The organism is Serratia sp. 22278, assembly GCF_052045405.1.
GTDB classification, from domain to species: Bacteria; Pseudomonadota; Gammaproteobacteria; order Enterobacterales; family Enterobacteriaceae; genus Serratia; species Serratia marcescens.
On sequence record NZ_JBQEOW010000015.1, the window covers coordinates 1 to 12,025 of the forward strand.

Consider the following 12,025-nt stretch of genomic DNA (forward strand, 5'->3'; position numbering starts at 1 on the left):
GCTTCATAGATCATGCCCGGCTGCCGTTCGATGAAATGGCTCAATGCGTCGGCGCGCTGCGGTTGGTAATGCTCAACGCTGTGGTGATCGAACTCGACGCCCGGCTGCACCACTAGCGCGATAGTTCGCTGCCAGGCATCGTTCAGCTCGGCTTTTTGCCAGGCGATACGATGCGTTTCCAGCGTTTGCGCCACCGCCTGCGGCGTGGTGACCTGCAGACCCGCCAGCGCCTCCTGCGCGCCGCCCGGCACCGGCACCTCGGTGCCGATCACATAGACCGGCGCTTCGCCGCCGCTCTGCGCCCAGGCGCGTTCCGCCACCGCGCACAAACGCGCCGCCCGCTCGGCAACCGTGGCATCCCCCAGGGGCGAGGGATCATCGGCGCACGACATGGAACAATCGAGGTGAATTTTGCGAAATCCGGCGCGAACGTAATCGTCTATCAAGATTTCCGCCAGCGCCATCGCTTCCTGAGCCGGGCGATCTTGCCAGGCGTTTGGCCCCAGATGATCGCCACCCAGCCACACGCGCTCGCGCGCCAGGCCTACTTCATCCGCCAGACGCCACAACCCATCACGGAACTGGGCCGCCGTTTGGCCGGTATAGCCGCCGAATTGATTGACCTGGTTGGACGTCGCCTCCACCAACACCGGCGTGCCGCGGGCTTTGGCCTGCCGTAGCGCGGCCTTCAGAACCCAGGGATGAGCGGAACAGACGGAAAAGATCCCGACCGGCATACCGGCCTTGTGCTGCTCGACAAGCTGTAACAACTGCTGCATGAAGCCCCCATGCAGGCGCCCTGCTACCGATCGGCGATGATGACCTCCACGCCCAGCTCGGTTAACGCCCGCTCGTAATCGTCCGGAAGACGGCTGTCGGTGATCAGCCGATGGATTTGTCCGGCTTCGCGAATCATGCAAAAGCTCTTGCGACCAAATTTGCTGGCATCCGCCACCGCGATAATCTCGCGCGCCACCTCGCACATCACGCGATTGAGGTGCGCTTCACCGGGGTGAGGCGTGGTGATGCCGGCGCTCAGATCGAACCCGTCGACGCCCAAAAACAGCTTGTCGAAGCGGTACTGACGCAATTGCTGCTCGGCAGCCGGACCGTAGAGCGAGTAAGAGTTGCGGCGCACGCTGCCCCCCAGCACCATGACTTCCACCCCGTCGTTTCCCGAAAGCTCGTAGGCAATGTTCAGCGCATTGGTCATCACCACCAGATCGCGCCGCCCCTTCAGGAACGGCACGATCTGCGCGGTGGTTGAACCGGAATCGAGGATCAGCGCATCGCCGTCGCGCACATAGCCGGCCGCCGCGTTGGCGATCAGCGTTTTGACGTCGCGATTCAACCGCCCTTTGTCCCGCAGCGGCCGATCGAAAGCGAATTGCTGATTGAGCATCGCGCCGCCGTAAGCGCGCAGCGCACACCCTTTTCGTTCCAGAAAGCGCAGATCGTTGCGGATCGTCACCGTGGATACCGCAAACTGTTTGCTGAGCTGTTCCACGCGCACGCTGCCGTGCTCGCATAACAGATCGATAATGTGTTCACGTCGCTTTGCGGTATTCACTGGCATGAGCTGCGGTCCTCAGATTTCCGGCATCGCCGGGGAGAAGATGGCTTTCGCTCTACTGCGCTCGCATTACAGCAAAGCGAAAGCAATGAAATTGTGATCGGGATTACAGCCCCGTTTTAGCAAAAAAACCGCCAAAAAACCTTTCGAATCGAAACGGATCGAAAAGCCCAAAAGCGGAAGGGGGAAAAAGTGAAATGCCATGACGGGCGATACCCCCGGAGCGCTGAGGCGTGGGCTGCACGGAAAGCGAAAGCGGCGCATGGTGCGCTCCGCGCCATGACTTTTAGTTCACTCAGTGACCAAGATCACATAATGGCAATTATCCGGCGGCCGGCGGGGATTAACCGCCGCCATCCCGCCGGGCCGTACCCTTGTCAGCACGAGCCATCTTCCCTACACTGGCGATCGGATACCGTCGATTTTCGGTACGTAAGCGTTAACGTCAATCAACGCATCACGCCATGCAGCACTGATTGACTGCATGCCTTGGTGCGAGGAACCCATGCCGCAACCCGCTTCACCCCCAGCGTCCACCGCGACCCCGCGTCGCCGGTTACACCGCCCTATTCTGCTTATCGTCGGCATTATGCTGATCGCGGCCAATTTGCGCGCCGCCCTGACCAGCGTCGGCCCGCTGCTGGAGCAAATCCAGCAACAGCTGGCGTTGTCCGCCACCGCCGCCGGCCTGATCAATTCGCTGCCGCTGATCCTGTTCGCCATCCTCTCGCCGTTGACCCCGGCGCTGGCGAAACGCATCGGTATTGAGCGCACCCTGGGCCTCGCCCTCGCGCTGCTGATCTGCGGCATCGCCCTGCGCTCCCTGCCGCAAGACGCCATGCTATGGCCGGGCAGCATCCTGATCGGCGCCGCCATCGCCTTCGCCAACGTAGTGCTACCGACGCTGGTGAAAAGAGATTTCCCACATCGCGCCGCCGCGATGATCGCCGCCTATGCGGCGGTGATGTCGCTGGTTGCCGCCATCGCTTCCGGTCTGGCCGTGCCGCTGGCTTCGCTGGCCGACCTTGGCTGGCGGTTCTCCTTGTTATGCTGGGGCTTGCCTGCGCTGTTGGCGCTGCTGGTGTGGTTGCCGCAACTGCGGCGCTCCGCCACTCCCGCCACTAGGGAGCCGCAGCCGACGGAGCCGCAACGCTATCGCTCTCCCTGGGGCAGCGCGCTGGGCTGGCAAGTGGCGATGTTCATGGGGCTGCAATCGATCGCCTTCTACACCATCATCGGCTGGTTCAGCGCTTTTGCCGCCAGCCACGGCACCTCCGCTCAGCAGGCGGGTTTCGAACTGTTCGTTTACCAGGTGGTGGCGATCGTCGCCAACTTTGTCATGGTGGTGATTTTGCCGCGGGCGCGCGATCAGCGGGCGATAGCGTTGGGCAGCTCGCTGCTGATCTTCATCGGCGTCGGGGGATTATTGGTGCAACCCGCCAGTTCACTGGTGTGGCTGACGTTTGCCGGGTTGGGGGCGGGGAGTTCGCTGGTGCTGGCGCTGTCGTTCTTTGGATTGCGCAGTCAGCATCATCATCAGGCGACGCTGCTGTCGGGTATGGCGCAATCCGTCGGTTATCTGTTGGCGGCGCTGGGGCCCACCCTATTCGGCCTGCTGCACGATCTGACGGAAGGCTGGCGCTTGCCGTTGATCGCCCTGCTGGGCCTGACCGTCTTGCAAATGCTGTTCGGCGCGCTGGCCGGCCGCAGCCGCGTGATCAGCTAACGCTGCGGCGCAATGGGGGCCGCGCCGGCTCAGAGTCGGTGTCCTGCCATAAATCTTCAATAAAGGCGCGCTGCTCATCGCTCAGCACCCATGACGGCGGAATTTTGGACTGTGCGCGACGCTCAGCGCCCTCACGGTTTTTAGCCTGCTTTTTGTTCACGAATCGCCTTCCTGCTTAACCTGCTAACTCAGTAACCAATAAATCACGGCGGCGGTTAACAGCCAGAACAGCCCGCTACCGATAAACACACACAGCCATGCTCTACGTTTGATATCAGATCCATCCTTGCTCACCACAGCGCCCTCAACCAATAGATTAAACCATTCAAACCACAATTATCGATCTGTTTTAACGATCGATAAAGTCGTTTTTTCCTATGGAAATTTAAAAAACAGCTGCTAGCCATAGACCTGCATCACCGCCTCAGTAAGAACGGCACCGTGGATATCACTGTTATCGGCAGGCGATAACTTGAATTGATAGGCGAACGAACGTGCAGTGTGCCATATCTTTAAAGGTCAAAATTAAACCACTGGTAAATAATTCAACTATCAATTACTTGACTGGCCATAAGCCAAATCGGCAACAGACAGCGCTGAAGGCGGGGGATAAAATGAAGCGACGTACTGGGATCATGCGGAGAGAAGCACCGGCCCGCTTTAGTCTCGCTCGGGCCGGTGTGAGTTAACCGATTCTGCTGACGGAATCCCGGCTGGCGTGTTCACGCTCGCTGCCGGTCAGCTCACGTAAATGACCCGAGCGCATCTCAAGCAGCCGATCGGCGTGTTCGAAATAGTGATCGTCATGGCTGATGGCAAACACCGTTTTGCCCAGCGCGCGCAGTTCTGGCAACAGCTCGCGATAGAAAATGCGCCGGAATTGCGGATCCTGATCCGCGGCCCATTCATCCAACAGCAAGATATCGCGCTGTTCCGCCACGGCCAGTAGCAAAGCCAGACGCTTGCGCTGCCCCTGCGACAGTTGCGGGTTGGTCACCCTGGCGCCGTCGAACTGCAGTTTGCTTTTCATATTCAACCGCTCGAGCCAGCCGGCGACCAGTTCCGCATCGGGCTCGCCGCCTTCCGGCCCTTGCAAACGATCGAACTGATGAAAATCGGTGAAAATCGCCGAAAACAGCCGACGATAGCCCGGCATATCCGCCGCGGTCTGTGCGACGCCATCCAGAACGATGTGCCCGCTCACCGGCCGGTACAACCCGGTCAACAGCATCGCCAGCGTTGACTTGCCGCTGCCGTTGCCGCCGATCAAAAAGACCAGCTCGCCACGCCGCAGCGTCAGATTAAGCGGCCCGACGGCAAAACCGGGCTGTTGCTCCGTATCGGCATAGTGAAAAACCACGTCGCGCAGCTCCAGCGTCTGCCAGGAACGGCCTGCGGCGGCAGGAAACGCCGGTTGGTACTCGGCCAGGCGCAGCGTCTTCAGCTTGTTGAAGGCGACTTCGGCGCTGACCAGCGTCGGAAACGCCCCGACCGCCTGCAGTAATGGCGTGCGCAAGAACAGCAGCGTCAGGGAATACGTGGCGGCCACCGCCGAGTCCGCCCATCCCAGGCTGTTAGCCATAAAGAACACCAGTCCGATCGCCCCCAACATCATGATATTTGACCAGTTGAGCGCACTCAAATGGAAGGTATCGGCGCGAATGATATGGTGGCGGTAAGCTTGCGCATCGGGTTGATAGGTCTGTTCGTACAGCGCCTGCGCTCGCTTGCGGTTTAACGTCAGTTCCTTGCGACCGTCAATCACCGATTCGTAATGATGATAGAGGCGCTCTTCCGACTCGCGCAAACTGGCCATATGGCGATAAACCCGCGAGACCAGGCAGCCGCTGCCCACCACGGTGACGGCGACCCACACCGCCGTCACCGCCAGCATTTTCGGCGATAGCCACCCCAGATAGGCCGCCGACCCCAGGGTTAAAATCACCCCTTGCACCAGTTCGGGCAAGCGCACGAAGGCGACGGTGATATTGCGGACATCGCTGGAGAGGCTGGCCAACAATGAGGCGCTGCCTAACTGTTCAAGGCGTTCAATATCGGTATCCAGGATGCGCTTCACTAACTGCCCACGCAGGCGGTAGACGAAGTAATGGCCCAATGTCGTCAGCGCCAATTGCGATCCCAGCGTGACCGCCATCAGCAATGCCAGCAGGGCGAGAAACATCGGCAGCACAGCCAATGCATCGCCGCCGGCGTCCATCAGGTATTGATTGATAAACGCAATGATACCGATGCCCAAGCCGGCGCTGGTCATGGTCAATGCCATAACCGCCAGAAATGGCCAACGATACTGGTGATAAACCACCCGTAGCAGTTCCATGAAAAAACCTCTGAAGTCGCGATCTGGCAGGCATTGTAAGCGGCGCGAGAATGAGATCAAGACGAATTCTCATTGCTCGCGCAGCCTCTGATTTCGACGCCAAGGGCATTTTGATGATTGCTTATTGAAACGAGAGACTTACACTGGCGCCACTTGCCGCTGAAGAGAACAGCCGATTATGCTCGCGACTCACGAATACGCCAACGACCTGATTCTGTTTGCCCTGATTGTCGACTGCGGCTCGTTCAGCAAAGCCGCGGAGAGCGCCGGCATCACCAGCTCGGTGGTCAGCAAACGCATCGGGCGGTTGGAAAAATCGCTGGGCGCCCGCCTGTTGTACCGCACCACCCGCAGCCTGACGCTGACCGAAAGCGGCCAGGCGCTCTACCAGCAGGCCAAAGAGATCGGCGCCAAAGTGCAGGAGGCGCTGTACGCCGTCAGCGAAAAGAGCGAAGAGTTGACCGGCACCATCCGCATGTCGGTGCCGACCATTTCGGGCGAGCTGCTGCTGAGCGAAAGCGTGGCGGAATTTTGCGCCCTGCATCCCAGCCTGAAGGTCGAAATGCGGCTGGAAAACCGCTTCGTCGATCTGGTGGAAGAAGGCATCGATCTGGCGATCCGTACCGGGACCATGCCGGACTCCAGCCTGATTGCCCGGCCGATCTTCGATTCCCGCTGGGTGATCGTCTGCTCGCCGGGCTACCTGGAAAGCCACCCGGAACCGCGCAGCGCCGACGATCTGCTGAGCCACAACTGCCTGACCTACACCTACCAAGAGAGCGGCACCGCCAACTGGCTGATGAAGCGGCCGGGGCGCAACGACATCTACGAGCTGCAGGTTAACGGCAACCTGTCGGCCAACAATGCGCGGGCGATCCGCAAAGCGGTGATCGGCGGCCACGGCATCGCCATGGTGCCGCGCTGCATGGTGTATGAAGATTTGCAGGACGGTAAACTGACGGAGATCCTGGCCGGCCACTGCGGCAAAGTGCTGGGCATTTACGCCGTTTATCCTTACACCCGCAATCTGCCGTTAAAAACCCGTCTGCTGATCGAACATATCATCGGTTCCTACCAAAATATCAGCCATTATTTTTGAGTTTTCCTCTCGGATTATTTCCCCGCTACCGCAAAAGACCGCGGGGATTACGGCATTTTTGGACATAATCTATTGAACATTACTGCCTAATTAATGTGAGCTCGCGCACTTATCGCACATCAACACTCCCTATCATGCTGATTTTAAATCAATTAATTTAACCCCTTCTACCGGCGTTTTTCCCTGTCCCGACGCCGTTCGCCGATGTTAAAAAATTACCGCATGGCATCATCGCCAACGTTGTGATTAGAATGAAAATGTTGCGGTAATTAACCTTTCAGCTACATCTCTCTGCCCATAAAAATAATAACCCTGAGGATCTTATGCCCCTGCTTTTCAGTATTGCGCCCATCATCCTGCTGATTTGGATGATGACTAAAAGGAATGGCGTGCCCTCTTACCTCGCCCTGCCGCTGACGGCCGCCGTGGTGTATGCCGTACAGCTCCTGTGGTTCGATGCCTCGCTGCGGCTGCTGCATGCCAATATCATCACCGCGCTGGTGTCGACGCTGACGCCGATCACCATCATTGCCGGCGCCATCCTGCTCAACAAACTGATGCAGGTAAGCGGCGCGGAAAACGTGGTGCGCCGCTGGCTGGAAACCATCAGCCCCAATCCCGTGGCCCAACTGATGATTATCGGCTGGGCGTTCGCCTTTATGATCGAGGGCGCCAGCGGCTTCGGCACACCGGCCGCCATCGCCGCGCCGATTCTGGTCGGGCTGGGCTTCAACCCGCTGCGCGTCGCCCTGCTGACGCTGGTGATGAACTCGGTGCCGGTCTCCTTCGGCGCCGTAGGCACCCCCACCTGGTTCGGCTTTGCCAACCTCGGCCTGTCGGACGCCAGCCTGCTGGATATCGGCCGGCAAACCGCGCTGATCCACGTTGTCGCCGGCTTCGTCATTCCTCTGCTAGCGCTGCGCTTTATCGTTTCCTGGCAGGATATCCGCCGCAACCTGCCGTTTATCCTGCTCAGCGTGCTGAGCTGCACCCTGCCCTATCTGCTGTTGGCCCAGGTGAACTATGAGTTCCCAGCGCTGGTCGGCGGCGCGATCGGCCTGGCACTGTCGGTGCTGCTGGCGCGCGGTGGCATCGGCCTCGCCCGCGGCGACAAACCGCAGAGCGCCGCGCAGGCGGTGCCGTTCATGCAGGTGGTCAAGGCCATGACCCCGACCCTGCTGCTGATTGCTATTCTGATAGTGACGCGCGTCCACCAGTTGGGCCTCAAGGCGCTGCTCAACAACACCGCGCTGCTGTGGCAGGAAAACCTCGGCTGGCTCGGGGAGCTGCGCATCAGCCGGGCGCTGATCGTCGAACTGCAGCAGGTGCTGGGCACCGCCGCCGCCGCCGGCTACAAAACGCTGTATGTCCCGGCGCTGATCCCGTTCCTGTTGGTGGTGCTGCTGTGTATTCCGCTGTTCCGTCTGAATAGCGGCCAGGTGCGGCAAATGTTCAGCGAAACCGGCGGGCGCATCGCGCGGCCCTTTATCGCCCTGTTCGGCGCGCTGGTGATGGTTAACCTGATGATGCAGGGCGGCGACAACGCGCCGGTGATCCTGATCGGTAAAGCGCTGGCGGCGCTGACCGGCGACAGCTGGCTGCTGTTCTCGTCGTTCCTCGGCGCGCTGGGCTCGTTCTTCTCCGGCTCCAATACCGTTTCGAACCTGACGTTCGGCGGCATTCAGCAGTCGATCGCCCAGAGCAGCGGTCTTGATGTCAACCTGACGCTGGCCTTGCAGTCCGTCGGCGGCGCCATGGGCAACATGGTGTGCCTGAACAACATTATCGCGGTCTGTTCGATCCTCGGGATCGGCAACGCCGAAGGCAAAATCATCAGAAAGACCGTACTGCCGATGCTGGCGTACGGCGGGATTGCGGCCGGTATGGCAACGATCCTCACGCTCTGACCGAACACTCGTTATCGCAAGCAAGACAAGAAGGTAAACACTATGATCATCTCCGCGTCAACCGACTACCGGGCCGCCGCCCAGGCCAAACTGCCGCCGTTTCTGTTTCACTATATCGACGGCGGGGCCTACGCGGAGCATACGCTGAAGCGCAATACCGCAGATCTGGCCGATATTGCCTTGCGCCAGCGCGTGCTGCGCAATATGTCCGAACTCAGCCTGGAGACTACGTTGTTCGGCGAGCAGTTGGCGATGCCGGTGGCGCTGGGGCCGGTGGGGCTGACCGGCATGTACGCCCGCCGCGGCGAAGTGCAGGCCGCGCGCGCCGCGGCCAAAAAAGGCATCCCGTTCACGCTGTCCACCGTGTCGGTCTGCCCGATCGAAGAGGTGGCGCCGGCGATCGATCGGCCGATGTGGTTCCAGCTCTACGTGCTGAAAGATCGCGGCTTTATGCGCAACGCGCTGGAGCGCGCCAAAGCCGCCGGCGTGAAAACGCTGGTGTTTACCGTCGACATGCCGGTGCCCGGCGCCCGTTACCGCGACGCCCACTCGGGGATGAGCGGCCCCAACGCCGCCCTGCGCCGCGTGCTGCAGGCGTTTACCCATCCGCAGTGGGCCTGGGATGTCGGCCTGTTCGGCAAGCCGCACGACCTGGGCAACGTCTCGGCCTACCGCGGTAAACCGACCAGCCTGGAAGATTACATCGGCTGGCTGGGCGCCAACTTCGATCCGTCGATTTCCTGGAAAGATCTGGAGTGGATCCGCGAGTTCTGGGACGGCCCGATGATCATCAAAGGCATTCTGGATCCGGAAGACGCCAAAGACGCGGTGCGCTTCGGCGCCGACGGCATCATCGTCTCCAACCACGGCGGCCGCCAACTGGACGGCGTGCTGTCGACCGCGCGCGCCATGCCGGCGATCGCTGACGCGGTGAAAGGCGACATCACCCTGCTGGCCGACTCCGGCATCCGCAGCGGCCTGGACGTGGTGCGCATGATCGCGCTGGGCGCCGACAGCGTGCTGCTGGGGCGCGCCTTCGTCTATGCGCTGGCGGCGGCCGGCGAAGCCGGGGTGGCTAACTTGCTGGATCTGATCGACAAAGAGATGCGCGTCGCCATGACGCTCACCGGCGCGAAAACCATTGCGGAGATCAACGCCGGATCGCTGGTCAGAAACGCCTGAATCAAAGCGGCTGTACCCCTTCCGGGTAGGCGTTGTAGCTCATCTTGCTGATGAACGCCCCGGCCGGTGACACCAACACCCGGCCGGCGGCGTCCAACCCGAGGAAGGTGCCGGTGCAGCGCCCGGAGACAAAGTCGAAGAAGAACACCGAGCACACCGGGATAATCTTTTCCCGGAAGGTGAACAGGAACATCTCGTCCTCAAACTTGTAGTAAGTGGCGTAGTCCATGTCGCCGTGGCCGAATTGTTCGCCGCGCAGGTTTTGCCAGGCGTAGCGCTCGGTGTTGACGTAGAAGTGTTCGTAATAGTGGTTGGGGCTGTAGACATTCAGCGTGCGATAACCGATCAGCTCGCGGGTCAGATGCGGCGCGACGCCGCCCGGCGTGACGCCGGCAATCTGCCCAACGTGGAAGCTTTGCTTGAGGCGAGATCCCTTTTCCACCGTTTGCTCGGGCAGCAACGTGCTGCGCACCAGCAGCGCCCGGCCGCTGTCGCGGTTGAGCACCAGCGTCAGGCATTCGTTGCCCGGCGTCTGCAGCGGAATATTGAAGAAATAGCGCGCGGCGGAGGTTTGCACCTCTTCGTAAGCGTCCTCGCCGCTCTCCCCGCCCCAGGCCCACAGCACCCGCTGCCGATCGGCGCTGAAACGCAGCGTGATTTCCCCGCCGCCTTCAAAGGCGATCTGCAACGTTTTGCCACGCCAGTCCTGAGTGCCCGGCAGCCGGTTGGTATCGATGCCGCGCGCGAAATCGTCGTAATTCTTCCAGTCCGGTTCGGCATTTTGATTCAGTACGGATGGTTCTGCTGACATCTTCGCTCTCCTTGATTGAATGGGATGAAAACCGCCTCAGACGTCGGCGACGCCCGCCGGTTTCACCGCTCGGCGGTTCACCACGGCAGGGGCGGTTTCATCGAGAAAACAACTCAGTACGCCGGCGCACACGGCGCCGGCGGCCGCCAGCCACATCACGCTGACCAGCCCGTAGCGATCGGCGATCAGCCCGGCGATAAACGGCGCCAGGCAGCCGCCAATCACCTCGCCAATCCCCATCACCAGCCCCAACGCGGTAGCGATGCGAGCCGGCGATACCGTTTCAGACGGGATGGTGGCCATAAACAGCGTGAAACAGCCAAGGCCGGTATAAGACAGGAACACCAGCACGCCCAGCAGCCACGGGTTATCGACGTAGCTCAGGAACAGCGGGCAGCACACCGCCAGCAGCGAAAAGAAGATCAGCGTCGGCTTGCGGCCGAAGCGATCGGAAATCGCCGGCACCGCCACGCCCCAGAAGACCCAGGCGGCGCCGATGGCGCTCATGATGCCGCCCATCGTGCCTTCGCCGAAGCCGCGGTCGGTCACCAAAAAGTTGGGGGTGAAGGTAATGATGATCATGAACCAGGTGACGAACACGCAGGAGATCAGAATGCACAGCGCCACGTTCTTGATTTTGAACAGCTCGCCGTAAGCACCTTTGTTCGCCGCCTTGTCGACCGCCGGCGGGGCGCTGAAAGCGGGATCCTTCTTGCCGTTCACATAGCGATAGATCAGCCACGCCAGAATGATGCCCGGCACGGCGGTCAGGTGAAACGCCATGCTCCAGCCCCACTTCTGCGCCAGATAGATGATCAGCGGCGGCGCGATAATGCCGCCCAGCAGCCCCGGCGCCGCGCCCTGGATCAATCCCATGTTGAAACCGCGGCGCTGCGGCTGCGATTTTTCCACCATCAACGACTGTGCGATCGGCAATACCGGCCCTTCGGCGATCCCCATCAACGCTCGGAAGATCAATAGCATGGCAAAGCCGCTGACCAACCCCGACAGCGCGGAGAACAGCGAAAACACCAGGATCGACAAGATCAGCATCGGTTTACGGATATTAAAACGATCGGCTATCGCCCCCAGCCCGGCGCCAGACAGCGCCCAGGTTAACGCCAGCACCGCCGACAGGGTGCCGAGATGCACGTTGCTGAGCTTGAGGTCGGCGGCAATCATCGGAAACAGAAACGAGATGGTCAGACGATCGACGAACACACAGCCGAAAACGAAAAATAAAATAATCAGCAACCGGTTCTCTTCACTTAATGCGCTGCGAGGCTCTGGCGATGTATTCATAGCGTCATGTGTCCATAAGTTAACTTATGAATGGCAAGCCGCCATGGCATAAGTGTGTTAAGCGCACGGCCAAGAGAGATATTGGCC

Annotated in this window: 11 protein-coding genes; 4 read left to right on the forward strand and 7 right to left on the reverse strand. The window is 60.5% G+C overall.

Annotated features, from left to right (window positions below; genetic code table 11):
* Positions 1-779, reverse strand: a 779-nt coding sequence (locus ACTJJ6_RS20750) for a class II D-tagatose-bisphosphate aldolase non-catalytic subunit (RefSeq protein ID WP_440827428.1), incomplete at its 3' end; no start/stop codon positions are given.
* Positions 780-802: 23 nt separating this feature from the next.
* Entirely contained in the window at positions 803-1,576 is a 774-nt protein-coding gene (agaR, locus tag ACTJJ6_RS20755) for a transcriptional repressor AgaR (RefSeq protein ID WP_004931804.1), read from the reverse strand.
* A 502-nt stretch (positions 1,577-2,078) separates the two neighbouring features.
* On the opposite strand from agaR, the gene ACTJJ6_RS20760 reads away from it, so the two are divergent.
* On the forward strand, positions 2,079-3,299 hold the full coding sequence (locus ACTJJ6_RS20760) for a CynX/NimT family MFS transporter (RefSeq protein ID WP_028127676.1): 1,221 nt from the start codon (positions 2,079-2,081) through the stop codon (positions 3,297-3,299).
* Here ACTJJ6_RS20760 and ACTJJ6_RS20765 read toward each other — a convergent pair.
* The 3 genes from ACTJJ6_RS20765 to ACTJJ6_RS20775 all read right to left on the reverse strand — a co-directional run bounded on the left by ACTJJ6_RS20765 (position 3,292) and on the right by ACTJJ6_RS20775 (position 5,637).
* The gene (locus ACTJJ6_RS20765; protein ID WP_016929940.1) at positions 3,292-3,459 is read right to left on the reverse strand and encodes a hypothetical protein; all 168 of its coding nucleotides are present in this window, start codon (positions 3,457-3,459) and stop codon (positions 3,292-3,294) included. The two genes, ACTJJ6_RS20760 and ACTJJ6_RS20765, sit on opposite strands and share 8 nt — an antisense overlap.
* Before the next feature lie 23 nt (positions 3,460-3,482).
* The gene (locus ACTJJ6_RS20770; RefSeq protein WP_049232362.1) at positions 3,483-3,596 is read right to left on the reverse strand and encodes a YmiA family putative membrane protein; all 114 of its coding nucleotides are present in this window, start codon (positions 3,594-3,596) and stop codon (positions 3,483-3,485) included.
* A 388-nt stretch (positions 3,597-3,984) separates the two neighbouring features.
* Complete coding sequence (locus ACTJJ6_RS20775; RefSeq protein WP_060445383.1) at positions 3,985-5,637, reverse strand: multidrug ABC transporter permease/ATP-binding protein; 1,653 nt, start codon at positions 5,635-5,637, stop codon at positions 3,985-3,987.
* A gap of 178 nt (positions 5,638-5,815) precedes the next feature.
* On the opposite strand from ACTJJ6_RS20775, the gene ACTJJ6_RS20780 reads away from it, so the two are divergent.
* The 3 genes from ACTJJ6_RS20780 to lldD all read left to right on the forward strand — a co-directional run bounded on the left by ACTJJ6_RS20780 (position 5,816) and on the right by lldD (position 9,825).
* Entirely contained in the window at positions 5,816-6,736 is a 921-nt protein-coding gene (locus tag ACTJJ6_RS20780) for a LysR family transcriptional regulator (protein WP_016929942.1), read from the forward strand.
* Positions 6,737-7,059: 323 nt separating this feature from the next.
* Entirely contained in the window at positions 7,060-8,643 is a 1,584-nt protein-coding gene (locus ACTJJ6_RS20785) for an L-lactate permease (protein WP_420276703.1), read from the forward strand.
* Between the two features lie 42 nt (positions 8,644-8,685).
* The gene (gene lldD / locus ACTJJ6_RS20790) at positions 8,686-9,825 is read left to right on the forward strand and encodes an FMN-dependent L-lactate dehydrogenase LldD (RefSeq protein ID WP_033632193.1); all 1,140 of its coding nucleotides are present in this window, start codon (positions 8,686-8,688) and stop codon (positions 9,823-9,825) included.
* Position 9,826: 1 nt separating this feature from the next.
* Here lldD and ACTJJ6_RS20795 read toward each other — a convergent pair whose 3' ends face one another.
* On the reverse strand, positions 9,827-10,636 hold the full coding sequence (locus ACTJJ6_RS20795) for a MoaF C-terminal domain-containing protein (RefSeq protein ID WP_016929945.1): 810 nt from the start codon (positions 10,634-10,636) through the stop codon (positions 9,827-9,829).
* A 36-nt stretch (positions 10,637-10,672) separates the two neighbouring features.
* On the reverse strand, positions 10,673-11,890 hold the full coding sequence (locus tag ACTJJ6_RS20800) for an MFS transporter (RefSeq protein ID WP_079450546.1): 1,218 nt from the start codon (positions 11,888-11,890) through the stop codon (positions 10,673-10,675).
* Positions 11,891-12,025: the final 135 nt, after the last annotated feature.

Bases quoted from the DNA above. Each gene is read 5' to 3' on its own strand.
- agaR (WP_004931804.1), bottom strand. From the start codon at position 1,576: ATGCCAGTGAATACCGCAAAGCGACGTGAACACATTATCGATCTGTTA.
- ACTJJ6_RS20760 (WP_028127676.1), top strand. From the start codon at position 2,079: ATGCCGCAACCCGCTTCACCCCCAGCGTCCACCGCGACCCCGCGTCGC.
- ACTJJ6_RS20775 (WP_060445383.1), bottom strand. From the start codon at position 5,637: ATGGAACTGCTACGGGTGGTTTATCACCAGTATCGTTGGCCATTTCTG.
- ACTJJ6_RS20780 (WP_016929942.1), top strand. From the start codon at position 5,816: ATGCTCGCGACTCACGAATACGCCAACGACCTGATTCTGTTTGCCCTG.
- ACTJJ6_RS20785 (WP_420276703.1), top strand. From the start codon at position 7,060: ATGCCCCTGCTTTTCAGTATTGCGCCCATCATCCTGCTGATTTGGATG.
- lldD (WP_033632193.1), top strand. From the start codon at position 8,686: ATGATCATCTCCGCGTCAACCGACTACCGGGCCGCCGCCCAGGCCAAA.
- ACTJJ6_RS20795 (WP_016929945.1), bottom strand. From the start codon at position 10,636: ATGTCAGCAGAACCATCCGTACTGAATCAAAATGCCGAACCGGACTGG.